Origin of the sequence: Streptomyces coeruleorubidus, assembly GCF_028885415.1 — a bacterium.
Lineage (GTDB): Bacteria > Actinomycetota > Actinomycetes > Streptomycetales > Streptomycetaceae > Streptomyces > Streptomyces coeruleorubidus_A.
Map to the genome: position 1 here is coordinate 3,407,072 of NZ_CP118527.1, position 24,775 is coordinate 3,431,846.

Sequence of the window (24,775 nt, forward strand, 5' to 3'; positions counted from 1 at the left end):
TTCGGAGACGACGACGGCGCGACAGCGCCCGAACCACTCAACGGCGACCGCCACTGACGACGAAACCCCAGCTCAGAGCGGACTGCTACATGCCACGAGAGGGCATGAAAATGCCCCTCACCCGCGATGGTGCCGGGACTGGGTCAGAGGTTCGCAGTAACGGCCCGGAAGACGGCCGGGGTCACCCGTTCTTTGACGATCTTGTCGAAGGCGGCGCTGTCCTCTTCGGCGCCCTCGAAATCGATGTAGTTGAAGCCCACGCCGTTGCTCTGGAACATGAGCGGGCCTTTGCGGCAGACGACGGTCGGTATCTCGTTCTTGGACCTCGTATGGGAGTAACACTCATCGGCTCCGAACGCCTTGGCGTCCGTTTCCAGGACGACCGCCTGTCGCTGATGCGCGGCTTTGGACTCGGCGACGTACCGGGTGAGCAGTTTCGGGTCGGCCACTGCGAGGATCGCGACATCGAAGGAGCCCCAGCCTTCGATGTGCCCCTTGTACCCGCCGTTCTGCGGCAGCTCGAACGAGTAGTCACACTTGCCGTCGGAGGCGAGCCCGGCGCCCGCCTTCCCGCCGAGGGCACCCTCCTCAGAGAGCTTGACCCAGTCCGACTCCCGGCTGAACTTCTCCGCCTGCGGCAGTATCGCCTTGATCTCGGCGTCGGTGACAAACGAGCAGGCGTCCGGCCAGCGCGCCGGATCGAGCACGGTGCCGACGGGCACGTCGATGACGGTTTTCTCCTGTCCGGGTGCCGCGTTCCGGACAGTGATCTCGGCTCCGCAAGCGGTCAGCGCGAGGCACGCCAACACCGTCACCACGCCCACCCGAGTCCACCGTGCATCCTTCGCACGCCTTACCTGAGCCATCAGCCCCCCTCGATCACCAAGCCGCCTGACCCAGGAAACGGGAGGGCAGGCGGTAGCGAGGTCATGCTTGCATGACGGGTGCCACATCCGCGAGAACAGTCCGAGGGGGCACCACATGACGCCACGGGGAACCATCCTGGTAGAGCCCATGGACGGCTCGGCCGCAGCGCAGACAGAGGACGCGTTCAGGCTGATCTATGCCGACGTGTTCGCTCAACCGCCGTACAACGAGACCGCCGAGGACGTCTCAGCCACCTTCCGGCGCTTCCGCTCCCAGATCCGCAAGCGCACTTTTCGCGCCGCCCTGGCCCGTACCGGGGACGGCGAGCCGGTCGGCCTGGCATACGGCCACGCGGTCGAGCCTGACACAGTGTGGTGGGACGAACTGACCGAGCCCGTGCCCGACGACATGCGGCGCGAGGACGGGCACCGCACCTTCGGCCTCATGGAACTTGCCGTACGCGGCCCCTGGCGCGGGCAGGGTGTCGCGCGGCGTCTGCACGAGACCCTGCTCGACGGCATCGAGGCCGAACGGATGCTGCTGAACGTCCACCCGGACAGCAAGGCAGCGTCGGCCGCCTACGAGTCGTGGGGCTACCGCAAGATCGGCGAGGCCCGCCCGTGGGAGGGCCCTGACCTCTATGACGTCATGCTGCTCGACCTGCGTTCATGACGCCAGGCACAAGCGAACGCGCGTTGCTGCTGCCAGACAGCCCGGCCGGTGTGTCGTCTGCCCGGTCCGTGGGCGTATCGAAGTCCCGCCCCACGTAACCTCTTCCCGTGCCAGCCCCCCGCCTGCATCGCGTCGCCGTCCTTGTGCTCGAGGGGGCGAAGCCGCTCGATGTCGGAATTCCCGCGCAGGTTTTCACGACCCGCGCGAGCATGCCGTACGAGGTGCGGGTGTGCGGGGCGACACCCGGTCTCGTGACCGGCGGCGACGGCCTCGCGTACTACGTCGCCCACGGCCTCGACGCGCTTGCGTGGGCCGACATCGTCTTCGTCCCCGGCTACCGGTTCCCGGACCGCGACGACCCGCCGCAGGCCGTCGTCGACGCACTGATCGCCGCCCACGACCGCGGCGCGCGGCTCGCCGCCATCTCGACGGGCGCCTTCGCGCTCGCCGCCACGGGCCTGCTCGACGGCAGGCGCGCCACGACGCACTGGCACTACACGCGGGCACTCGTGGCCAGGCACCCGCTCGTCCAGGTCGACGAGAACGTGCTGTTCGTCGACGAGGGCAGCGTGCTCACCTCGGCCGGCGCCGCCTCCGGCATCGACCTGTGCCTGCACATCCTGCGCGGCGACCTCGGGGTGGCCGCGTCCAACCACGCGGCCCGGCGTCTGGTTGCGGCCCCCTACCGCAGTGGCGGCCAGGCCCAGTACGTGCCCCGCAGCGTCCCCGAGCCGCTCGGCGAGCGGTTCGCCGCCACCCGCGAGTGGGCGCTGCACCGGCTCGGCGAGCCCCTCACCCTCGACATGCTGGCGCGGCAGGCGGGGGTCTCGCCGCGCACGTTCTCCCGGCGCTTCGTCGAGGAGACCGGCTACACGCCGATGCAGTGGGTGATGCGCGCCCGCATCGACCTGGCCCGCGAACTGCTCGAGCGCTCGCAGCGCAGCGTCGAACAGATAGCCGACGACGTCGGGCTCGGCACCGGCGCGAACCTGCGCCTGCACTTCCAGCGCATCCTCGGCACCACACCGAGCGAGTACCGGCGCACCTTCACCCGTGGCGAGTAACCCGTCAGGCACCGCGTGGCGGGATCCTTTTGAACCGTGGCGATCCCGCCACTGTCAGCGGCGCCGGCCGCGGGCGAGCCTGATGGCGAAGGGAAGGGACCTCATTCATGACTCGCATCGCCATCAACGGGTTCGGCCGCATCGGACGCAATGTGCTGCGCGCACTGCTGGAGCGCGACAGCGCCCTCGAGATCGTCGCCGTCAACGACCTGACGGAGCCCGCCACTCTCGCCCGGCTGCTCGCCTACGACAGCACGGCCGGCCGGCTCGGACGCCCGGTGACCGCCGACGGGGACGCCCTCGTCGTCGACGGCCGCCGGATCACGGTGCTGGCCGAGCGCGAACCGGCGCAGCTGCCGTGGGCCGAACTCGGCGTCGACATCGTCCTGGAGGCCACCGGCCGCTTCACCTCGGCCAAGGCCGCCCGGGCCCACCTCGACGCGGGCGCGAAGAAGGTACTCGTCAGCGCGCCGTCGGACGGCGCCGACGTCACGCTCGCGTTCGGGGTCAACACCGACGCCTACGACCCGGCCGTGCACACGATCGTCTCCAACGCCTCCTGCACCACCAACGCGCTCGCGCCGCTGGCCGCGGTCCTCGACGAACTCGCCGGTATCGAGCACGGGTTCATGACGACGGTGCACGCCTACACGCAGGAGCAGAACCTGCAGGACGGTCCGCACCGCGACGCCCGTCGCGCCCGGGCCGCCGGCGTCAACATCGTGCCGACCACGACCGGCGCCGCCAAGGCGATCGGCCTGGTGCTGCCGAGCCTCGACGGCAAGCTGTCGGGCGACTCGATCCGCGTACCGGTGCCGGTGGGCTCGATCGTCGAACTCAACACGACCGTCGCCCGTGACGTGACGCGCGACGACGTGCTGGCGGCGTACCGCGCCGCGGCTCAGGGGCCACTCGCCGGCATCCTCGAGTACTCGGAGGACCCGCTCGTGTCGTCCGACATCGTGGGCAATCCCGCCTCGTCGATCTTCGACTCGGCCCTCACCCGCGTCGACGGCCGCCACGTCAAGGTGGTCGCGTGGTACGACAACGAGTGGGGCTTCTCGAACCGCGTGATCGACACGCTCGAGTTCCTCGCCACCCGCTGACCGGACGCCGGGGCGGTACCCCGCGTCCCGTGCCCCCGCTCCGCGGCGACGAGTCAATCGTCGGCGTCCCGGACGCAACCGTGGTGGACTTCTGGCGGTTCGCCATGCCCGACCTCCGTATGAACAACACACGCGGCCTGTTCGCCGAGTTCCTCGTCCACCAGGCGGTCGGCTCCCACAAACCTCGTGTGGAATGGGCAGGCCACGATGTCGAGACCGACGACGGACTGCGCATCGAAGTCAAGGCCGGCGCATACCTGCAAGCCTGGGATCAACGAGCACCGTCCCAGATCCGCTTCAGTGGACTCCGCGCTCGCACGTGGTCACCTGAGGGCGGTTACTCGGAGGCGAAGTCGTACAACGCCGACGTCTACGTTTTCGCCGTCCAGACCGCCCGTGAACACGCCGTCTACAACCCGCTCGACACGGCCCAGTGGGAGTTCTACGTACTCCCCCACCCAGTGGTCGCCACCCTGGACACGGACAGCGCCGGCCTGGGCGCGGTTCGCGCGGCGGCCGGTCGGCCCGTACCCTGTCCCGCCCTCGGTGACCGCATCCGGTCGGCCGATCCCCGCCCCGGCACGACCGCCGGCTGACGGGCGAAGCCCGTGCCACAACGGCCTCACAGACCGGCCGGAGGCGTCTCCTCGGGGAGCAGGCACCAGGCCATGTGCCCGGCCAGAAACCTCTCCAGCTCGTGTGCGGCCACGGACTCAGACGGCAGATCGTCTGGGCGAGGTCGGTAGAGAGCGTTCAGTTCGTCCCGCAGCTGTGGGTCCAGCGTGGGAGCCTGATATCCGTCGATCGTGCCTCGCAGAAACAGCCAGTCGAACAGCCGCACTGCTGGGCTGCGCCCCGACTGGGGGCGCTCGGACACGTGCATCTCCTGCCAGGAGCCGACGTGCACCGGGATGGAGGGGGCGCCGTTCGCGGCCACGGGTCCGTAGTGGTGGGTGAAGGGAGATCGCTTGTCGTCCGCCAGCACGCGATGCCACGATCGGGAACCTGGGCGAGGGGGGGTCCGTTCGTGTCGGACATTCAGCAAGACCACCGTCGTCATCACCGCGAAGTCCGCCGGGCGCAGGGTCTTCGGCCTCGCCACCGCAGGCGTCCGTCTCGCTTGACCTCTTGCGCGTCAGTCCGGCAGCCAGTGCAGCTCGTGCGCCAGGGTTTTGGCGACGGCACGGATGCGGCGGTGTAGTGGTGACTGCTCGCGTGGGAGGACCAGGTGGATCGTCAGGCTGGGCGCGCCTCGCAGTGGTCGCCAGGTGAGACCGGCCGGTTGTACCGTGGCCGCGGCTTCTCCGGCCGGGGCGAGGGTGACCCCGTCGCGCAGGTCGCGCTGAGACATGTCGAAAGAGACTGCGGGCGTGTGGAATCGGGGGTGTGGTCGGGTGTCCCGGAACAGTGCGGACAGCTGATCGTGGATCACGGGGTTGGCCGCACGGTCCGGGAGTCGCAGCGGATACGCGGCCGCGTCGGCGATCTCGATCTCCGGGTGTTCGGCCAGCGGATGGTGCTGCGCCAGCTGGACCCCGATGCGCGCACGCCGCAGCAGGAACCGGCGCACGCCACGGCCCGGCTGTTCACCGCGGGTGATCCCGGCATCGATGCGGCCGTCGGCGACCGCGGGGGAGATCTCCGGTGTCGCCATCGGGACCGCGCCGACCTCGAGTCCGCTGTTGCCGCGAATCAGCCTGTCCACCAGGGCCGGTGCCGTCTCGGCCCCGGTGCTGAGGCTGTATCCGATGCGCAGCGTGCCCAGTTCGCCGGCCGCCGCGCTCCGGGCGGTGTCCCATGCCCGGTCCAGCGCCGCCAGCGCGGGCGGCGCGGACTCCGCCAAAGCCGCACCGGCCGTGGTCAATACGACGCTACGTGTGTTGCGGATCAGCAGGGCCGTACCGAGTTCCGCCTCTAATCGGCGCATCCGGGCGCTGAGTGCGGGCTGTGCGATGCCGATCCGTGCGGCCGCGCGGGTGAAGTTCAACTCCTGCGCCAGCACCAGGAAGTACCGCAGGCTCACCGTATCCGGCGCCACGTGGCCCCCCTGCCGATTGATAACTATCCGTTCTGAGCCTATCCCGTACCGGTCTTTCCCTCGACCGCACATCAAGCCCTAACCTGCGCATATGGCGATTCAACCGACCGCGGTACTCGTCGCCGGGATCGATCGATCTGAGTGTCAATTCGAAGTCGGACGTGTCCGGCCGAACACAGGAGGTTTCCATGGCTAAGGGCTACTGGGTCAGTGTCTACCCCGCCATTTCCGACCCTGAGAGGCTGACTGCCTACGACAAGCTGGCCGGTCCGGCTGTCGAGGCTGGGGGCGGGCGCACCCTGTCCCGGATCCCGTCCCGTGGCGGTCGAGTCGTCGCCCACGAGGCCGGAATCACGCAACGCGTCGTTCTGATCGAGTTCGACAGCTTTGAACAGGCCGTCGCGGCATACGAGAGCGAGGCATACCAGAAGGCGCTGGTGGCCCTCCCCGACGGCGTCGAGCGCGACTTCCGCATCATCGACGGCATCGACTGACCGGCGGGCCCAGCCATCTATGAGCATCCGTCACCTGATACGCACACGGTGCTGAACGACGACTCACGAGACGAGTTCGAAGCCATGCCCCGCGTCCCAGTTCGTCGTCGACGGCCTGATCCCTGTCGGGCGGGCCGCGAAACGGAGTTCGGGGCAGCCGACACATCATTGCCCGACAACCGGCTTGCCTGATGAACGCCCGGGACGTCCCAGAGCCCTTCCGCTGGCGTTTGACCAAGCTCCCGACCCAATCCCCCATCGTCACGGATATCGTCGCCGTACGGGTCCGTGGAATCGATCCGCTGCCAAGCGAGCCTGTCGTGCCGGCCCACCGCATGATGTGCGTCACGGACTTAGGCGGATCATGGATCACCACGCGGTCGCGCCGAGGCCCGTGCCCCTAACGTGCCCGATCGAGCAGTGCACGGCGGGGAACAACGGGGAACAGAGGCGAGAAGCCCGAGAACCCGCACGTCAACGTCTCACCAGCTGAGTTCCGATCTGCATACGCGATCTTCCCAACTAGTACTCCAGTTGCACTTCGCTATCTCTGCTGGTCAGAGGCATGTTCTCGAGTCTATTCGGCTGCCGTGGCGTCAGGTGCCGGAAGTTCGTAACCTCCACCGCGGCGGTCCGTTGTGATTGTCATGCAGGATGTGCGGCCCGACGTCTGGTCGGCGGAACTGGAAGAGGTACTTGTTCGGGTGGGTCACCGGTTCGGGCGGGTGGACCTAAGGCGGCAGATGCGGGCCTATGTGAACGGTCTGCTTGGCCCGGTGGGCCGGAAGAACAGCTGGCAGCTGGCTGAGTACGCAGGCCACCGCACCCCTGCGGGCCTGCAGAATCTGCTGAACCGTGCACGCTGGAGTCATGACGAGGTGCGTGACGACCTGCAGGAGTACGTCGCCGAGAGACTCGGGGAGCCGGGCGGTGTTCTGATCATCGATGACACCGGCTTTCTGAAGAAGGGCACGGTCTCAGCCGGCGTCCAGCGGCAGTACTCGGGGACTGCCGGCCGCACGGAGAACTGCCAGATCGGGGTCTTCGCCGCCTACGCTTCCCGGCGCGGACGGGCGCTGGTGGACCGGGAGTTGTATCTGCCGAAGTCCTGGACGGCGGACCGGGACCGCTGCGAGGCGGCGAAGATACCCGACGACCTCGAGTTCGCGACCAAGGGCGACCTCGCCAAAGCTATGATCCAGCGAGCCCTGGCCTCGCCACTGCCCATCGCCTGGGTGACTGCAGACTCGGCCTATGGCCAGGAATGGCGGCTGCGGCGGATGCTGGAGGAAGCCGGCGTCGGCTACGTCCTGGCCGTCCCGAAGTCCCAGCCCGTCCCCGCGCTGGGCCGGATCGATTTCGTCATCGCCCAAGCGCCGGATGAAGCCTGGGAACGCCATTCCTGCGGTGACGGAGCGAAGGGGCCTCGCGTCTACGACTGGGCCGCGGCGAAACTGCCGGCCATCCACGACTTCGACGGCGATCAGCCCACGCACGACCGGTGGGTCCTGGCCCGCCGCAGCCTCGCCCGCCCGGAAGAGGTCGCCTACTACCTCGCCTACGCACCCGCCGGCACAGAGGTTCCCGAGCTGGCCCGGATAGCCGGCAGCCGGTGGGCGATCGAGGAGTGCTTCCAGAGCGCGAAGAACGAATGCGGCCTGGACCAGTACGAGGTCCGACGCTATCCGGGCTGGTACCGGCACATCACCCTCGCCATGCTGGCCCACGCCTTCCTCGCGGCCATGTCCGCCACCGCAACGACGGCAAGGGGGGTCGCAGAAACGGTTCCGGTGCCCTTGCACCCCTCACCGTGGCAGAAGTCCGGCGGCTCCTGGCAGTTCACCGTCCCCCACCGACACACCGGCGGAAAACCGATCACGCGCTGAGCTGGTCCTGGTGGCGGCGCCGCCACCAGGCAACCGCACGACGCTGCCACTACCGTCGCCGTCACGATGGAGGTTACGAACTTCCGGCACCTGACGCCACGGCAGCCGAATAGACTCGAGAACATGCCTCTGACCAGCAGAGATAGCGAAGTGCAACTGGAGTACTAGTACTCCAGTCTGACTTCGCGATCTTGTGGCCGTACCCGGCCGAGAACGGGTACGGCCACCGCGTGATCATCGGTTGGTGTGTGGACAAACGAAGATCGTGCGGTGGCCGCGGGCCATAGCGTGGACACTGCCCGCTGGCGAGTGATGTTCGACCAGGCCATGGCCCGGATCGCCGGACGTTTCGGCCGAGTTGAGCCGAGGGCGAGTGCCCGCGGCTATCTGCTCGGGCTGCTGTCGAAGGCGGAGCGGAAGAACTGCTGGCAGCTGGCTGAACAGGCCGGCCATGCCCGGCCGGGCCGATGCAGCGGCTGCTGCGCTACGCCCGCTGGGACGCCGACGCTGTCCGCGACGACATCCGCGCCTACCCCGTCGAACACCTCGGCACCGACGGCGGTGTCCTCATCGTGGATGAGACCGGCTTCCTGAAGAAGGGCCGGGCCTCGGCGGGAGTGCAACGCCAGTACACCGGCACCGCGGGCCGCATCGAGAACTCCCAGGTCGGGGTCTTCCTCGCCTACGCCACCAGCCGGGGACGGACGCTGATCGACCGCAGGCTCTACCTGCCCGAGCACGCCTGGTGCGCCGACTCCGAGCGCCGCCACGCTGCCGGGAGCCGTACGACCTCACCGCAGGCACTCTCGTCGTTCTCCTAGAGGGAGGCCCGCACGCGGGGGCCGGTGTCGTGAACCGTATGGCTGCGATCGGCGTCACCGTCAGCCACGCCGTGGAACAGCCGGAACCACGACAGGCGACCGCCGAGGAGGCCTCTCTTCTGGGCATCCAGAAGGCCTCACTCGTCACGCACATCCGGCGGACGTACTACAGCGACCAGGGGCGACCCGTCGAGACAGCGGACATCGTCGTGCCCGCCGCTCACTGCGAGATCGTCTACGAGATTCCGATCAACCGGTAAGGCACAGGCTTCGCGGGCGGGCTGCGGCGGCGCCTCGGCGCGTCCACTTCTGTCAAGCGGTGAGGGCGGTCAGCCCTGCCGTTCACGTCGCGACGGTGGCCCAACCCCGTACAACGCTGCCATCGGGTGATCATCCCTGGGCCGTCTCTGGGCCGTGCGTGGGCGCCCGAGGCCGACCGACGGCGACCGACAGTGACAAACGAGCCTCGGCCGCCAACCACGAATCCCCAGGTCAGAGCCCACCGGCCATACGCGTTTCCACCCAGGGGTGGCGGTACGGCAAGATGGGGTGTATCTGCCCACTGCCGTATTCAAGCTGCCGGACGGTTTCTCTTGGCTGAGTTCATTTACACCATGCGCAAGGCGCGTAAGGCGCACGGCGACAAGGTGATCCTCGACGACGTGACGACGAGCTTCTACCCGGGAGCGAAGATCGGCGTCGTCGGCCCGAACGGCGCCGGCAAGTCGACCATCCTCAAGATCATGGCCGGGATCGAGCAGCCGTCCAACGGTGACGCCTTCCTCAGCCCCGGCTACACGGTCGGCATCCTGCTCCAGGAGCCCCCGCTGACCGAGGACAAGACCGTCCTGGAGAACGTCCAGGAGGGTGTCGCCGGGATCAAGGGCAAGCTCGACCGGTTCAACGAGATCGCCGAGCAGATGGCGACCGACTACACCGACGAGCTCATGGACGAGATGGGCAAGCTCCAGGAGGACCTCGACCACGCCAACGCGTGGGACCTCGACGCCCAGCTGGAGCAGGCCATGGACGCCCTGGGCTGCCCGCCCGGCGACTGGCCCGTCGTCAACCTGTCCGGCGGTGAGCGCCGCCGCGTCGCGCTGTGCAAGCTGCTGCTGGAGCAGCCCGACCTGCTGCTGCTCGACGAGCCCACCAACCACCTCGACGCCGAGTCCGTGAACTGGCTGGAGCAGCACCTGGCCAAGTACCCGGGCACCGTCGTGGCGGTCACCCACGACCGGTACTTCCTCGACAACGTCGCCCAGTGGATCTGCGAGGTCGACCGCGGCCGCCTCTACCCCTACGAGGGCAACTACTCCAAGTACCTGGAGACCAAGGCCGCCCGCCTCAAGGTCGAGGGCCAGAAGGACGCCAAGCGGCAGAAGCGGCTCAAGGAAGAGCTCGAGTGGGTGCGGTCGAACGCCAAGGGGCGGCAGGCCAAGTCCAAGGCGCGCCTCGCCCGCTACGAGGAGATGGCCGCCGAGGCCGACAAGATGCGGAAGCTGGACTTCGAGGAGATCCAGATCCCGCCGGGCCCGCGCCTGGGCAGCGTCGTCGTCGAGGTCAACAACCTCACCAAGGGCTTCGGCGAGAAGTTGCTCATCGACGACCTCAGCTTCACGCTGCCGCGCAACGGGATCGTCGGCATCATCGGGCCGAACGGCGCCGGCAAGACGACCCTGTTCAAGATGATCCAGGGCATCGAGGAGCCCGACTCCGGAGCGATCAAGGTCGGCGACACCGTCAAGATCTCCTACGTCGACCAGAGCCGCGAGAACATCGACCCGAAGAAGACGCTGTGGGCGGTCGTCTCCGACGAGCTGGACTACATCAACGTGGGCCAGGTCGAGATGCCCTCGCGCGCGTACGTCTCCGCCTTCGGGTTCAAGGGCCCGGACCAGCAGAAGCCGGCCGGTGTGCTCTCCGGCGGTGAGCGCAACCGGCTGAACCTCGCGCTCACCCTCAAGCAGGGCGGCAACCTGCTGCTCCTCGACGAGCCGACCAACGACCTCGACGTCGAGACCCTCAGCAGCCTGGAGAACGCGCTGCTGGAGTTCCCCGGCTGCGCCGTCGTCGTCTCCCACGACCGGTGGTTCCTCGACCGCATCGCCACGCACATCCTCGCCTACGAGGGCGAGTCCAAGTGGTTCTGGTTCGAGGGCAACTTCGAGTCGTACGAGAAGAACAAGATCGAGCGGCTCGGCCCGGACGCCGCGCGTCCGCACCGCGCCACCTACAAGAAGCTGACCCGGGGCTGATCTTGCGGCACATCTACCGCTGCCCGCTGCGCTGGGCGGACATGGACGCGTACGGCCACGTGAACAACGTGGTGTTCCTCCGCTACCTGGAGGAAGCCCGTATCGACTTCCTGTTCCGCCCGGAGAAGGACTTCAAGCAGGGGTCCGTGGTGGCACGCCATGAGATCGACTACAAGCGGCAGCTGGTCCACCGGCACACCCCCGTGGACATCGAGCTGTGGGTCACGGAGATAAGGGCGGCGTCCTTCACCCTCACCTATGAGGTGAAGGACGACGACCTGGTCTACGTCCGGGCCTCGACGGTGATAGTGCCGTTCGACTTCGAGTCGCAGCGCCCGCGCCGGCTCACCCCGGAGGAACGCGAGTTCCTCCGGGAGTACACGGACGACGAGGAGGAGGCCGTCGCCGCATGACGGTGCTCCACCTTGCCGACGAGGGGGAGGCGGCGGATCTCGCGGCCTTCCTCTCCCGGCTGCTCCACTACGACCGTGGGGCCGCGGTGCGCCTGAAGGCGGCGGGCACCGCCCTGGCCGTGTTCGGGCGGCCGCCGTCCTTCGAGGTGCTGGCCGTGCGCGCGGTGCGGCTGGCCAAGCCGTACGAGGACGGGCTCGACGTCACACTGGACGTGACCGTGTCCGCCGGTGAGCTCCTGGAGTCGGTGGACGAGAAGGGCGCCACGGCCGTCGTGCCGGGCGCGGTGACCGGGCCGCCGTGGGCGGGCGTGCTGCCGCCGCGCGGCGGCTGGCGGCCGGAGCCGGGACTGCCGGCGCCCGAGGCGCTGCGGTCCCTCGTGGCCGCCGCTGTCGCCGAGTTCCGGTCCCGTACACAGGAGTTGCCGCCTCAGCGGCGCACGCGGGCCGAGCTGGACCGGATCGGGCGGGACATCTGGTCCCGTACGGTCGGCGACACCCGGCTCCCGGTCCGCGCCGTGCACGCGGCACAGTCGCTCGGGTTCCTGCGGCCCGGGGTGCCGCCGGCACTGTTCTCGTCGGGCGCGTGGCTCAGGCTGCGCACGCCGTACGGGTCGGTCGCCGTACGGCAGGCCGGGCTCGGGGCGCTGGACGTCAGCGTCCGCTGACGATCGCCACGCCCCTGCGGGTCAGCCCGGGGCGTTCACCATCGACGCCGCCGCGTACGTCATGTAGTTCCACAGCGTCTGCTCGTGCTCCTCGGAGAGCCCGAGCTCCTCGACGGCGACCCGCATGTGCTTCAGCCAGGCGTCGTGCGCCGCGCGGTCGACCGTGAAGGGCGCGTGCCGCATCCGCAGGCGCGGGTGGCCGCGGTTGTCGCTGTACGTCGTGGGGCCGCCCCAGTACTGGATGAGGAACAGCGTGAGGCGCTCCTCGGCCGGGCCCAGGTCCTCCTCGGGGTACATGGGCCGCAGCAGCGGGTCCTCGGCGACTCCCTCGTAGAAACGGTGGACGAGCCGGCGGAAGGTCTCCTCCCCGCCGACCTGCTCGTAGAAGGTCTGCTCCTGAAGCGTGCCGCGCCGAATCTCTTTCACGCCCTCCATGCTCTCAGACGCGGAGACATAGGACTCAAGGCCTAGGACCGGCCCCGGTGCCCTTACTGTGGGGGTATGGGCGGGCATGCTCCCGACAGGGAAACGGACGGTCTCGCCGCCTCCGAGCGGGCGGCACTGGTGCGCCGGATCGACGCGAGCGGGGCCTGGGCCGCCGACCCGGTGTGGCGGGAGGCGTTCGCGGCGGTCCCGCGCCACCTCTTCGTGCCGTACTACTACATCGGCGTCGCCGGCGGCTACGAACGCCGGTGGGGCGAGAGCCCCGACCCCGAGGCGCGCGAGCGGTGGCTGCGGGGCGCCTACGAGGACACCCCGCTGGCGACCCGGCTGCGCGACGGCGAACTGCTCTCCTCCAGCAGCCAGCCGTCCCTGATGGCGGACATGCTGGCCGCGCTGCGCGTGGAGGACGGGAACACGGTCCTGGAGATCGGCGCCGGCACCGGCTACAACGCCGCGCTGCTCGCCCACCGGCTCGGCGACGACAAGGTGACCACCGTGGACCTCGACCCGGAGATCACCGAGTCGGCCCGCCGGCACCTGGCCGCGGCCGGGTACCACCCGGTCGTCGTCACCGGCGACGGCGCCCGGGGCGTGCCCGAGCGCGCGCCGTTCGACCGGATCATCGCCACCTGCGCGCTGAGCACCGTGCCGCGCGCCTGGCTCGCCCAGAGCCGCCGCGGTGGCCGGATCCTGATGCCGCTCGCCACCGGCCTGGTCGTGCTCACGGTGCGCGACGCCGACCATGCCGAGGGCCGATTCCTGCACACGCCCGCCTACTTCGTGCCGCTGCGCGGCGGGAGCCGGCCCGGGGGCGAGCCGCTCCAGCTGGGCGGCGTACCGCGCCGGGCCAGGGAGGACGACCTGTTCCGTTTTCTGCTGGCCCTGACCCGCGGCAGCCTCGACCCGCAGGAGGCGCACGCGCTGTGGGAGCAGGAGGGCATGCCGCAGCGCGAGCGCTACGGCATCACGGTCAGCGGGGACCGGGAGTGGGCCTGGCTGGACGACCCGGAGGGGCCGTACGCCTGGCCCCTCCCGTCCTGACGAGGCTGCCGGCCGGGCTCAGGGGACCCCTCAGCCGCGGCGGATCGTGATCGTCGTCCAGGCGCCCACGTGCACCCGGTCGCCGTCCTGGAGCGGTACGGGGACGAACGGCTGGATCGGCTCCTCCGAGCCGTTGACCGTCGTGCCGTTCGTCGAGTTCTGGTCGACGACCGCCCAGCTGCCGTCGGGCTGCTGGACCAGCACCGCGTGCTGGTGCGAGACGCCCGGGTCCTCCGGCGGCACCGAGAGATCGATGTCGGGGGTGTCGCCGGTGGAGTGCCGACGGCGGCCGATCGTGATCTGGTTGCCGGTGAGCGTGCGCTGCTGCTCGGGCGAGTACGCGGGCAGGTTCAGGCCCGCGGCCTCGGGGCCGGAGCGCTGCATCATCGCCATGAAGTACTCGCGGTCCGGGCCGATGGTCGCGGTCCAGGTCACCGGCCCCTGGGGCTGCTGGGGCTGCTGCGGGAAGCCGCCGGGGCCGGGCGGGGCCTGCGTGGCTCCGGGCTGCGGGTAACCGTAGCCGCCGCCCTGGCCGGGCCCGGGGCCGGGCGGGGCCTGGGTCGCGCCGGGCTGCGGATAGCCGTATCCGCCGCCCTGACCGCTGCCGGGGCCGGGCGGGGCCTGGGGCGCGCCGGACTGCGGATAGCCGTAGCCGCCGCCGGGCCCACCAGGGCCGCCGCCCGGGCCGGTGGACGACGGCGGGGAGATCACCCAGTCGTCACTGCCGCCGCCGAAGGACTGACCGCCCTGCTGCGGACGCTGGGTCTCCTGCGGGAACCCGGGCGGAGCCGGCGGGCCGGACTGCTGGAAGCCCTGCGGAGCGCCCCCGGGGCCACCAGGACCACCGGGCGCACCGGGGCCGGGCGGTGGCGGGACCGGCCGCGAGGGGTCGGCACCGAATCCGGGCGGACCGGGAGGACCACCGGGACCACCAGGGCCGCCTGGACCACCAGGGCCGGGACGGCCGCCAGGGCCGGGAGCACCTCCGGGGCCGCCGGGGCCGGGGCGGCCCGAGGGGTCGCTGCCGAAGGGCGGGATCGGCTCGGCCGGGCGGTTGATCTGCGACGGGCGGGAGCCCTGGTACTCGTACGAGTCACCGCCGCCGTACGACGGACCCGCCGGGCCGCCCGGACCGGGCCGGCCCGGCGGCTGGAAACGCACGCCCGGGCCGGGCGCCGGCGGGGGCGGGGCGGCGGGGGTGTACGAAGTCGCCGTGTTCGTCAGGAAGTTCCACCGGCACTCCTCGCAGAACGGTGCGCCGCCCTCACGCGGCGTACGGCACTGCGGGCAGAGCTCCGGCTCGGCGTTCGGTACGGCGGACAGGTGCGGAGGGCGCCCGCCGGGCTGGCCACCGGGGCCGCCGGGAGGGCCACCCGGGCCGCCGGGGGGCGGGAAGCCGTAGCCGCCACCGGGCGGGGGCGGCGGGGGAGGAGGCGGAGGCACGGCACCCGCCATGCGGTGACCGCAGACCTCGCACCAGTCGTCGGAACCCGACTGGTGTCCGTTCGGGCAGGTCGGCATGTCGGCGCGTCCCTCCTTCGATTCCTTCTAGGTCACTTCTTCACGCGAACAGTCTTGGTTGACCGGGTCTCGAGCGTCATCTCGTCGGCCTCTTCGACCTTCGCCTTCAGTCGCACAGTACCGGTCGCGGCGTCGACCACGTCCACCACCTTCGCAAGCAGTTTCGCAGTATCGGCGTTCCCGGAGGCACTCGCGAGCTGAACGGCCCGGCCCAGTTTGGCCGTTGCTCCGTCCATGTCTCCCGATTTGCGCAGATCGAGCCCTTGCTGGATGACTTGCGCCAGTTCGGCCTGCCCGGTGTAGTGGGCGACTTGGGGGTTGATCGACGTCGAGGCGACCATGTCGTCCGTCCACACGGCACGGACCAGGCCCTGCGCGCCGAGGTTCTGGACGGTGCCGTCGGGCTGCGGAATGACCAGTGAGATCCGGGCCGCCAGCATCTCCTGCCCGATGTTCGCGGCCGGGACCTCGACGCAGACGTGGTAGTCACGGGACTCGTCCCCCCAGGAACCCAGGGGGTAGTCGCCGGCGCGCGGGCCCGCCTCGGTGCGCCGGCCGGTCAGCTCCTCGACCGTGGGCGCGACCTGCTTGACGAACTTCACAGTGGTGTCGACCGGGGTCCACAGCCGCAGAGAGACGTCCGCGACCTCCTTGCCCATCGCCGTCTCCATCATCTGCGTGAAGTCGGCGGCGAGCCCGGCCGGGTCGGCGACGATGTCGGCGGTGCCGAGCAGGGCGGAGGCGATCCCTGTGACTTCTTTCACTTCCCAGTCGGTGCCCACGCCCCGCGCGTCACAGGTGAAGCGCCCCGCGCACGCGTCGAGCGCGGCCTTCAGGTCCTGGGGCGACTCGTGTTCGTTGCGGCCGTCGGTGAGCAGGATGCCGTGCCGAATGGCGACGTCCGCGGAGGACAGCAGGCGATCGGCCAGTTTCAGCCAGGTGCCGATGGCCGTGCCGCCGCCCGCACTGAGCGAGCGCAGCGCCCGTTTGGCCTGCTCGCGGGTGGTGGCGTCGGCGACCGCCAGGCTCCCGCCGCCCGGGTAGACCTCCTTGGCCACGTGCGTCCCGCCGATCACGGCGAAGTGCACGCCGTCGCGCAGGGTGTCGATCGCCGCGGCCGTGGCGTCGCGGGCGTTGCGCATCTTGGTCGCCGGGTAGTCCATCGACCCGGAACAGTCGACCATGATCGCCACGGCCGCGGACGGGCCCTGGCCGGGCGAGAAGAGGTGGGGCGCCGAGACCGCGGTGCCGATCGTGCCGCCGCCGGTCGCCGTCACCGTGACGATGGCGTTGACCTCGCCGGCGCCCTCCGGCAGGTACTCGTTCTGGTACACGTCCACCGAGAACTGGGGCACGTTCGACTTCGAGAAATTGGCCATGCCTGCTTCGATCCCCCTCGAAAGCCCCCACCGGAGCGGGGTGATGACGGTAGGCGGACCGGTCCCCTCCGGTCCGCTGAGGCATCCCCGTAACGCGGCCTCAGGCCGATCCTGCCCCCTGGGAGACCGCCGGGAACGGCACGAGGGCCACTGTTACGTTGTCGTGGCCCCCGCCGTCCAGGGCGTGGCCGACGAGCACCCGGGCGCTGTGCAGCGGGTGGGCGGCGGCGTCGAGCGGGACGACCCGGGCCATCTCCTCGGCGGCCTCCGCGTAGTTCCACAGGCCGTCCGTGCAGACCACGACCACGCCCGGCCGGTCGGGCTTGAACGCGGCGGTGTGCGGTTCCAGTTCGTAGGCGTCCGCGCCGAGCCAGCCGGTGATCGCGTGGGCGCGCTCGTCGGCGTAGGCCTCGGCCTCGCTCATCAGGCCCGCGGCGACCATCTGCGCCGCCCACGAGTCGTCCTCGGTGAGCCGGGCGGGGGGTGCGCTCCGGTCGACCGGGACCCAGTAGGCGCGGCTGTCGCCGACCCAGCCGACGATCAGCAGGCCCGAGGTGACCACGGCGCCGACGATGGTGCACGCGGGGGCGTTCTGGTGGGGGGCGTGCTCGCGGGCCGTGGCGGGTTCCGCGGCGAGCGAGTTGACCGCGCGCGAGGCGGCGATGATCGCGTCGTGCATCGCCTGCTGCGGGTGCGTGCCGCGCGGCAGGGCGGCCAGCAGTGCCTCGCTCGCCGCCTTCGACGCCGCCATCGAGGCGTCGTCGGGGCGGGTCGCCGAGGAGACGCCGTCGCAGACGATGGCCACGGAGGCGGGTGAGCCGTCCGGCAGCGCGGTGCTGCCGATGGCGAACGCGTCCTCGTTGCGGTGGTGGCGCAGGCCGCGGTCGCTGACCGCGGCCACCGGGCCGGACTCCTGCTCCATGTGGTCCCGTTCGCGCGGCTGGGCGTGGCCGCAGTTCTCGCAGTAGCCGTCGTCGTCCACGCGGCCGGCCCGGCAGGCCACGCAGACCTTGCCGCCGGCGCCCGCGGCCTGGGCCGCCGGGTCGGCGGACACCCGTGGGTCCGGTGCCTGGAGGAGGTACTCGTCGGGCTGCTGTGCCTGGTAGGTCTCGGACTGTGCCGGATATCCGTCGGGTTGTGGTGCGTAGCCGCCGGGCGGCATGGGGTGCCCCTCCGCCTGGGGATGTGCCGCGGCCTGGGGCGGATGGTCGAAGCGGACGCCCGCGGCCGGGGCCGGCGGGGCGCCGGGGGGCGGGGGTGTGTCCGGGGGCAGCGCGGAGCCGCCCGAGTCCGTCCCCGGAAGGTCCGTCGGCAGATGCGCCGCTTGCGATCCGCCCGCGCCGTCCAGGCCGGGGGCGGGCCAGCCCGCACCGGCGGGTGGCACCGACGGCGACGGCGCGGGATACGCACCGGCGGCCGGAGCGCCCTGCACGGGCACCGAGCCGTTCATGGTGATGGTCGGGTTGTCCTGAGGCCGTGCCGGCACGGCGGACAGGTCGTATCCGCACGCGCCGCAGAAACGGTCACCCGATTCGAGGGGTTCCTCGCAACTCGGGCAGGCGGACAACTGGGGCATCTGCGACATCTACTACACCCACGTCCGGGGGCGGTAACGATTGGCACGTTCCACCAGGTCGATCCTCTCCTCGCCGCCACGCGCCAGCCTGGCCAGCGTGCGGTACGAGCGTTCCAGGCCGAAACGCAGGCCCCGCTCGTCCAGGCCGCTGCCGAGCAGCGTCCGTCCCCCGGCGGCGGGAGGGGCGGAACCCTGGCCCCCGGAGAGTACCCAGTCCAGCGCGCAGCCGAGGACTTCGGCCGACAACTGCTCGCGCCGCGCCGGGTCCAGACCGTACGCCTCCAGGGCCTCGACCTGCGCCGCGGCGGCCGTGAGGTCCTCCAGGAACGGTACGTCCGAGGCGGTCGCCGTGCGTTGCCGCAACCGCGCCCGGACGGCGGCCACGCGCGCGGCCGTGTAGTGGATGGAGGACTCCGGGACCGACTCCAGCGTCCGTACGGCGCTGCGCCGGTCCCCGGTCGCCAACTGCACGCGGGCCAGCCCGAACCCGGCGCTCACATAGCTCGGGTCGGTCGACCACACCAGCCGGTAGTACTCGGCGGCGTTGTCGAGCTGGCCCAGCACCTCCGCGCACAGGCCCAGCGCCAGCTTCGGCGCGATCTCGCCGGGGAAGGCGTCGTAGATCGCGTCGAAGGCGAGCGCGGCGCCCTCGTCGTCGCCCGTCACCAGCGCGGCCACGCCCCGGTACCAGACCACCCGCCAGTCGTCGGACCGCTCCCCCTCCAGTGTGACCAGCGCCTCCAGCGCGGCGGCCGGATCTCCGGTCTCCAGCCAGGCCCGGATCTGCCGCAGCCGCGTCTCGATCGACGGGGCCGGAGCCGCCGCGAGGGCGCCGAGCAGCTCGGCCGGGGCGGAGGTCATCAGACCTGCCAGGAAGCCGGCGTTGGGGTCGGACGGGTCGACGCGGGGGACGGGGAGGGCGAGGGCGGCGGCGGGGGTGTCGACGGGTTTGACGAGGCTGTGGGGGTTGGGGAGGCGTTGCGCGCCACCGTGGGGTTGGGAGGGGACAGCGGGCAGCGCCGCAGCGGTCGCGGAACGGCCCCGTTTCCGCGCCACCCTCGCCCCGAGCCGCGACACCTCACCGTCCAGCCTCGGGAACAACTCCGTGTCCGTGACCCGCAGTTCGGGCCCGAACAGCGTGGACAGGGCGGGCCGGGCACGGCCCGTCTGCAGGGAGACGACCTCCCGCAGGACACCGGTCAGCTGCTCGGCCATCTCCTGCGCGGAGGCGAACCGGCGGCCCGGGTCGGGGTCCGTGGCGCGGACCAGGAGGCGGTAGAACGACTCGTACTGCCGGAAGACCTCGATGTTGTCCGGGTCGGGCAGGGAGTCCGCGTAGACGTTCGTGTAGCCCTGGAAGTCGAAGGTCAGGACGGCGAGGGTGCGGGCGACGGTGTAGAGGTCGCTCGCCACCGACGGACCGGCCTCGGCGACCTCCGGCGCCTGGTACCCGACCGTGCCGTAGATGGCCGACTCCTCGTCGTCCATCCTGCGCACCGCGCCCATGTCGATCAGCTTGAGCTGGTCCTCGGTCTGGATGGCGTTGTCGACCTTGAAGTCGCAGTACAGCAGGTTGCGGCTGTGCAGATGGCCGAGCGCCTCCAGGGCCTCCAGGCCGTACGCGCAGGCCTGCTCCACCGGCAGCGGATCGCGCCTGCCCTGCGGTGTGCGGCGGGCGTTGGCGATCTCCTTCAGCGACTTGCCGCCCACGTACTCCATGACGATGTAGCCGTCGAGGGAGCCCGTGCGCTGGTCCAGGTGCTCGACGAAGTTGTAGATCCGCACGATGTTGGCGTGCTCGATCTCCGCCAGGAAGCGCCGCTCGGAGATCGCCGCGGCCATCGCGTCCTGGTCGCCGGTGTCCAGCAGGCCCTTGAGGACCACCCAGCGGTCGGAGACCGCCCGGTCGACGGCCAGGTAGATCCAGCCCAGACCGCCGTGCGCGAGGCAGCCCACCACCTCGTACTGGCCGTGCACGACGTCCCCGGCCTTCAGCTTCGGCACGAACGAGTACGGATGGCCGCACTTGGTGCAGAACCCCTCCGTACGCCCCGGACGGTCGCCGCGCGCCCGGCCCACCTGGGCGCCGCAGTCCGAGCGCGAGCAGAACCGCTTCCGCTCGGGCACCTCGGGGTTGTCCAGGACCATTTCGCGCGGGTCGGGCCGCGGGATCGGCGGGACCTGGACCAGCCCGGCGCCCAGCCGGCCCCGGGACGAGGAGCCGGCGGCGGAGCCGGAGCTGCGCACCGACACCGAGCGGCCCGTCGCCTTGCCCGACAGGGAGCGCGAGAGGCGACCCGACACCGAGCGGCGGGACTTCGACGACTGGGACGACGTACGGGAACTGCGGCTGCTGGAGCGGGAGCTGCCGCTGCCTCCCGAACCGCGGGAGCCGCCCTTGCCGCCGGCGGTGATGCCGGTGGGGGGTGACCCGACCATGCCGTTCGGGGCGACGACCGGGGCGAGGCCGCAGGTGTCGCAGTACAGTTCGCCGCCGCCCACGTCTTCGTAGGTGCCCGTGCAGGTGGGGCGTTGACATGTGCGTGCCTCACTCATGGACTCCCCCTTGTCGCTCATGCGCCCGGCCCCCTCCGGTCGTCCTCCGGCACGCCCTGGTCCGGCACCCGGGGGCCGCCGAGCAGTTCCGCGGCGGCCTGCTGGTAGCGCAGCACGGCCTGTTCGGCGGCGCGCAGGTCGCAGGGGGCGCTCCAGAGCATGCGGCGGGCCTTCTCGTACCGCTCCACCAGCAGCGTGTCCTCGGCGAAGCCGTGCCGGGCGACCTTCGCCTTGTACGCGTCGAGACGGCCGCGCAGCTCGGCGCGGACCGCCAGGGGCGCGGTGACCGCGGTCAACGACTCGCGGGCGCGCAGCAGTTCGTCCTCCGCCTTCTGCTCCAGCGACTCCAGGAGCGGGGACAGGCGGTGCCACTGGGCTTGTCTGCGGTACTCCGCGGCCGCCGCCAGCTGCTCCTGCAACGCGGTCGGCGGTCCGCTGACGACCGGCACCTCCGTCGCCGCGATCTTCGCGAGGACCTCGCCGCGAGCGGTGCGCGCCTCGGCGAGCGTACGGTCCGCGCGGCTGAGGACGTCCCGCAGCTTGACGATCCGCTTCTCGGCGTCCTGTCGCACCGTCAGAACCGCGTCGATCTCCCGGCGTACGTCCTCCAGGGCGCGCGCCTCCCGGTCGTACACCGTCGTGTCCGGCCTGCCGCCGCCCGGAGCCGAACTGCCCTGCGCGGGCTGCCAGAACGCCAGCGGGTCCGACACCACCTGCTCGCGCAGCTTCGTGAGCGTGCGGGTGATGCGCTCCAGGTCGTCGCCCGCCGGGTGCTCGCCGGGGCGCACGCCGACCGAGTGCGCGAGCCGGCGGGTGCGCTGGAGCTCGGCCGCCAGCAGATCGATCCGGGCCGGCAGCGCCGACCAGACCGCGTCGGCCGCGACGACCAGGTCCAGGCTCGCCGCGTACAGCTCGTTCATCCGGTCGACGAGGGTGGCGAGCGAGTAGCGTTCGCTGAGTTTGTTCCCCGTGCCGTGCAGCGTGGGGGCGTTGGCCGTCGCGGTGGCGCTGCCCGCGACCGTGACCGACTCGCCGTTCAGCAGCTCCGTCAGCTCCACCAGGTCCTCGCGGCTGGACCAGCGTCGGCGGGCGCGGATCTCCCGGGCGGTGCGCAAGGCGGCCGTGTACGCGTCGAAGTACGTCCACAGCAGCGTGATCGACGCCTCCGTGGACGTCCAGCGCTCCTGGGTGACGCCGGTGAGCTCGGCGCCCTCCAGGAGTCTGCGGCCCGCGTGGTCCTGGAGGGCGAGGAGCGAGGTCTCGACCGCCTCGTGCTCCGCGCCGAGCCGCGCCAGCGCACGGTCCACCTCGTCCCGGTCCATCACCGGCCCGGTGGATCCCGTGACGCCCATCGATCACCTCTCGCTGCGGTTGTGCCGGTTGGGGGGTCGGTGCAGTTGTCAGGTCGTGCGGAGGTACTGCGGTGCCGGTGGTTCCGACTTCTCCGAATCCTTGCCCAGTGTCGCCGACAGCCATTTGTCGTACGACGCCTGCCAGCCGTTCGCGGTGTCCTTGCGGTAGTCCACCAGGATCTGGTTGACCCGGCGTACCAGGTCGTCGGCGTCCTTCTTCATCGCCACGCCGTAGTACTCGGCAGTGAAGGCGTCACCCTTGAGCTGGACCGTCGGATCCTGTGCCGCCTGGCTCGCGGCGAGCGCGCCGTCGGTGACCACCGCGTCGGCTTCACCGAGCTGGAGCCTGACCAGGCAGTCGAGTTGGTTCGGCACCGTCTTGGAGATGTCGGTGGTGGCGGGGAGTTTGCCGTCCTTCTTGTCCGCTTCCAGCGTGGAGTACGCCGTGGAGCCCGCCGCCGTGCAGATCCTCTTGTCGGCGAGCGTGTCGTCATAGCCCTTGACCGGCGAGGACTTGGGGGCCAGGACCTGCTGTCCCGTCTTGAAGTAGGGCGCGGAGAAGGCGACGTCCTTGATGCGATCGCAGTTGATCGTCATCGTGCGGACGACCATGTCCACGCGGCCGTCCTGGATCGCCGGGATGCGCTGGTCGGTGGGGATCGCCTTGAACTGGACCGCCTTCGGGTCGCCGAGTATGTCCTCGGCGATGCGGTGGACCAGGTCGATGTCGAAGCCCTCGAGCTCCGCGGTCTTTCCGCTGTTGGGGTTGCGGTAGCCCCAGCGGTAGCTGTTCTGGTCGACGCCGACGATCAGCTTGCGCTTCTCGCCCTTGCGGTTCTTGATCGCCTGGATGGTGTCGCCGTCTGCGGAGGAGGGCGACAGCGTCTGCTTCTCCGGGGCCTCGCAGTCCTCTTCGGCCTTCTCGGCATTGACCCGGGCCGACTGGGCGACGGCCTGGCCGTCCACGGTCCGCGATCCGGACAGCGGGACGCACAGTGCGAAGACGGCCACCAGGGCGCAGACGACCGCCATCGCGGCCACCCCGCCCCAGCCCTTCAGACTGGCCCGCAGACGTCGTGCTCGCATGGTCGCGCCCCCTTTCACCCGTGTCACGTTCATCGGTACTCCGACAGCCTGCGGCCGATGCCCAGCACCGCGCCCGCGGCGCCGAGCACCGCGAGGACGGCCGCGCCTGCCGACAGGCCCGTCAGGGCGTCCCGGCCGTCATCGGCCGCGCGCTTGAACTCGGTTTCCTCGTGGGCGAGTGCCGTGCGCAGATTGTCGTCGACGTTGTCGAAGCACTCGCCGGTCGTGTTCTCGGTGCCGATGACCATGTCCAGCGCCTGCTGGTAGTTGCCCTTCTCGTCCTGGTCGCGGGCCGCCGTGTGGCGCTCCTTCCACTCCGTCATGTTGCCGACGGCGGCGGTGACGGGGTTTTCGCCCGATGCGTCGTCGGCGAGCTTCCCGGCGGCCGTCAGATGCTTGCCCAGGGCGCTCATGTCCGTGCGGAAGTCGTAGTCGTAGGCGTCATAGGTCTTTTTGCCGACCTTTTTCGTCTCGGCGCCGCGGGCCACCAGGGTCAGGTTCTCGTTGCCCCTTGCCTTGAGGGAGGCGATACGGGCGTCGTGCAGCACGTTCAGGGAGCGGACGCCGTGGTCGTAGGAGTCGTTCAGGCCCGCGCGGGCGAGGCTGTGGCCGACGACCAGCCAGAGGAGGACCACCGTCGCGGTGGCCGTCGCGGCGACCAGGCCGTGGTTCAGGACCCGGTTCGTGCGCTGGTAGTTGCGGTGCTGGGCCCAGGCGAGGGCGGCCAGGGCGGCGATGCCGAGGGCGATGGCGGCCCAGGGGTAGGGCGTGGCGTCCGCGTAGTCGGCGCGCAGGCGCTGGTTCTCCTTCTTGTACAGGTCCTCCGCCGCCGGGAGCATCTGCTGCTGCATCTTCTCGTTGGCGTAGCGGAGGTAGGCGCCGCCGACCGGGAAGCCCTGGCGGTTGTAGGTGCGCGCGCGCTCGACCAGGCCCTTGTACTCCGGGAGGAGTCTGTTGAGCTTGGCGATGGTCGCCGCGGAAGGGGAGTCCGGGTCCGAGTTGGCGGCGGCGTTGACGAGTTTCTCCGCGGCCGTGCGGATGTCCTTCTCGTAGCGGTCGCGGGAGGCTGCCGTCTCCTGACCGCCGGCGAGGAAACCGCTGGAGGCGGCCGTGTTGGCGTCCGCGAGGGAGCGGTAGATGTCGGCCGCGTCCGAACTGAGGGGCTGACTGCTGGTGAGCACGTCGTCGGCGGCGGCCGCGCGGTCGGTCATCTGCCAGGCGGTGACGGCGCCGAAGGCGACGACGAGGAGCGCGAGGAGCGCGCCGATGATACGGAGGCGGCCGGGCTCTGTGGTGGCGGCGGCGCGGAGTTGGTCCAGTCCCTCGGCGAAGGCGGTACGCCGGGGCTGAGGTTCCGCACGGCCGTGAGGCGCTTGGCCCGGCTGCGCCGGTGGCGCCGGTTGGGCCGGTACGGCCGGGAGGGTGGGCAGGCCCGGGCCCGTTGGTGGTGTGCTGCTCGTCGGCAGGTGTGTCACTGTGACCTCCCCCATGGTCATCCGTCGCCGCAAGTATCCCTTCCGGCACTGACATCCGCAC

Annotated in this window: 21 protein-coding genes and 2 pseudogenes; 12 read left to right on the forward strand and 11 right to left on the reverse strand. The window is 70.8% G+C overall.

The window, feature by feature from the left end; genetic code table 11:
• Nucleotides 1-143: 143 nt before the first annotated feature.
• Complete coding sequence (locus PV963_RS15760; RefSeq protein WP_274816359.1) at nt 144-824, reverse strand: hypothetical protein; 681 nt, start codon at nt 822-824, stop codon at nt 144-146.
• Nucleotides 825-981: 157 nt separating this feature from the next.
• Here PV963_RS15760 and PV963_RS15765 point away from each other — a divergent pair, with 157 nt between their 5' ends.
• From PV963_RS15765 to PV963_RS15780, 4 genes are all read left to right on the forward strand, one after another.
• Nucleotides 982-1,539 carry a GNAT family N-acetyltransferase gene (locus PV963_RS15765; RefSeq protein ID WP_274816360.1) on the forward strand — a complete coding sequence of 186 codons (558 nt, stop codon included), beginning with the start codon at nt 982-984 and terminating at the stop codon, nt 1,537-1,539.
• Between the two features lie 107 nt (nt 1,540-1,646).
• Complete coding sequence (locus PV963_RS15770; protein WP_274816361.1) at nt 1,647-2,603, forward strand: GlxA family transcriptional regulator; 957 nt, start codon at nt 1,647-1,649, stop codon at nt 2,601-2,603.
• A 107-nt stretch (nt 2,604-2,710) separates the two neighbouring features.
• Entirely contained in the window at nt 2,711-3,709 is a 999-nt protein-coding gene (gene gap / locus PV963_RS15775) for a type I glyceraldehyde-3-phosphate dehydrogenase (RefSeq protein WP_274816362.1), read from the forward strand.
• Between the two features lie 29 nt (nt 3,710-3,738).
• Entirely contained in the window at nt 3,739-4,305 is a 567-nt protein-coding gene (locus PV963_RS15780) for a hypothetical protein (protein WP_274816363.1), read from the forward strand.
• A 26-nt stretch (nt 4,306-4,331) separates the two neighbouring features.
• On the opposite strand, the gene PV963_RS15785 is transcribed toward PV963_RS15780, so the two are convergent.
• Together PV963_RS15785 and PV963_RS15790 are read right to left on the reverse strand one after the other, a co-directional pair.
• Nucleotides 4,332-4,694: a hypothetical protein gene (locus tag PV963_RS15785; RefSeq protein WP_274816364.1), complete on the reverse strand. Its 363-nt coding sequence runs from the start codon at nt 4,692-4,694 to the stop codon at nt 4,332-4,334.
• 150 nt (nt 4,695-4,844) lie between these two features.
• A complete protein-coding gene (locus PV963_RS15790) occupies nt 4,845-5,747 on the reverse strand; it encodes a LysR family transcriptional regulator (RefSeq protein WP_274816365.1) in 903 nt (300 codons plus the stop codon).
• Between the two features lie 188 nt (nt 5,748-5,935).
• On the opposite strand from PV963_RS15790, the gene PV963_RS15795 reads away from it, so the two are divergent.
• The 7 genes and pseudogenes from PV963_RS15795 (at nt 5,936) to PV963_RS15825 (ending at nt 12,284) form a co-directional block, all read left to right on the forward strand.
• The gene (locus PV963_RS15795; protein ID WP_274816366.1) at nt 5,936-6,241 is read left to right on the forward strand and encodes a DUF1330 domain-containing protein; all 306 of its coding nucleotides are present in this window, start codon (nt 5,936-5,938) and stop codon (nt 6,239-6,241) included.
• A gap of 647 nt (nt 6,242-6,888) precedes the next feature.
• Nucleotides 6,889-8,127, forward strand: a complete 1,239-nt coding sequence (locus PV963_RS15800) for an IS701 family transposase (RefSeq protein WP_425540905.1) — start codon at nt 6,889-6,891, stop codon at nt 8,125-8,127.
• A gap of 327 nt (nt 8,128-8,454) precedes the next feature.
• Nucleotides 8,455-8,906: pseudogene (locus PV963_RS15805) on the forward strand (IS701 family transposase); the annotation flags it as partial.
• Nucleotides 8,906-9,208: pseudogene (locus tag PV963_RS15810) on the forward strand (UTRA domain-containing protein); the annotation flags it as partial. The pseudogenes PV963_RS15805 and PV963_RS15810, both read left to right, overlap by 1 nt.
• 333 nt (nt 9,209-9,541) lie before the next feature.
• Nucleotides 9,542-11,206, forward strand: a complete 1,665-nt coding sequence (gene ettA, locus PV963_RS15815; RefSeq protein WP_274816367.1) for an energy-dependent translational throttle protein EttA — start codon at nt 9,542-9,544, stop codon at nt 11,204-11,206.
• Between the two features lie 2 nt (nt 11,207-11,208).
• Nucleotides 11,209-11,619, forward strand: a complete 411-nt coding sequence (locus tag PV963_RS15820; RefSeq protein WP_274816368.1) for an acyl-CoA thioesterase — start codon at nt 11,209-11,211, stop codon at nt 11,617-11,619.
• The gene (locus tag PV963_RS15825; protein WP_274816369.1) at nt 11,616-12,284 is read left to right on the forward strand and encodes a hypothetical protein; all 669 of its coding nucleotides are present in this window, start codon (nt 11,616-11,618) and stop codon (nt 12,282-12,284) included. Before PV963_RS15820 ends, PV963_RS15825 begins: the two co-directional genes overlap by 4 nt.
• A gap of 21 nt (nt 12,285-12,305) precedes the next feature.
• Here the strand turns inward: PV963_RS15825 and PV963_RS15830 are convergent, their stop codons facing one another.
• Nucleotides 12,306-12,719 (reverse strand): globin, encoded by a 414-nt coding sequence (locus PV963_RS15830; protein WP_184983867.1) that lies wholly within the window; start codon nt 12,717-12,719, stop codon nt 12,306-12,308.
• A gap of 66 nt (nt 12,720-12,785) precedes the next feature.
• Between PV963_RS15830 and PV963_RS15835 the strand changes: the two genes are divergently transcribed.
• Nucleotides 12,786-13,769: a methyltransferase domain-containing protein gene (locus PV963_RS15835; protein ID WP_274816371.1), complete on the forward strand. Its 984-nt coding sequence runs from the start codon at nt 12,786-12,788 to the stop codon at nt 13,767-13,769.
• 30 nt (nt 13,770-13,799) lie between these two features.
• Here PV963_RS15835 and PV963_RS15840 read toward each other — a convergent pair whose 3' ends face one another.
• From PV963_RS15840 to PV963_RS15870, 7 genes are all read right to left on the reverse strand, one after another.
• Nucleotides 13,800-15,290 carry an FHA domain-containing protein gene (locus PV963_RS15840; protein WP_274816372.1) on the reverse strand — a complete coding sequence of 497 codons (1,491 nt, stop codon included), beginning with the start codon at nt 15,288-15,290 and terminating at the stop codon, nt 13,800-13,802.
• A 32-nt stretch (nt 15,291-15,322) separates the two neighbouring features.
• Nucleotides 15,323-16,669 (reverse strand): vWA domain-containing protein, encoded by a 1,347-nt coding sequence (locus tag PV963_RS15845; RefSeq protein WP_274816373.1) that lies wholly within the window; start codon nt 16,667-16,669, stop codon nt 15,323-15,325.
• A gap of 100 nt (nt 16,670-16,769) precedes the next feature.
• A complete protein-coding gene (locus tag PV963_RS15850) occupies nt 16,770-18,254 on the reverse strand; it encodes a PP2C family serine/threonine-protein phosphatase (RefSeq protein WP_274816375.1) in 1,485 nt (494 codons plus the stop codon).
• Between the two features lie 3 nt (nt 18,255-18,257).
• Nucleotides 18,258-20,801, reverse strand: a complete 2,544-nt coding sequence (locus PV963_RS15855; RefSeq protein WP_274816377.1) for a serine/threonine-protein kinase — start codon at nt 20,799-20,801, stop codon at nt 18,258-18,260.
• A gap of 17 nt (nt 20,802-20,818) precedes the next feature.
• Nucleotides 20,819-22,153, reverse strand: coding sequence for a hypothetical protein (locus PV963_RS15860; RefSeq protein WP_274816379.1), 1,335 nt, complete (start codon nt 22,151-22,153; stop codon nt 20,819-20,821).
• A 48-nt stretch (nt 22,154-22,201) separates the two neighbouring features.
• Nucleotides 22,202-23,239: a glutamate ABC transporter substrate-binding protein gene (locus PV963_RS15865; protein WP_274816380.1), complete on the reverse strand. Its 1,038-nt coding sequence runs from the start codon at nt 23,237-23,239 to the stop codon at nt 22,202-22,204.
• A 29-nt stretch (nt 23,240-23,268) separates the two neighbouring features.
• On the reverse strand, nt 23,269-24,714 hold the full coding sequence (locus PV963_RS15870; RefSeq protein ID WP_274816381.1) for a hypothetical protein: 1,446 nt from the start codon (nt 24,712-24,714) through the stop codon (nt 23,269-23,271).
• Nucleotides 24,715-24,775 lie beyond the last annotated feature (61 nt).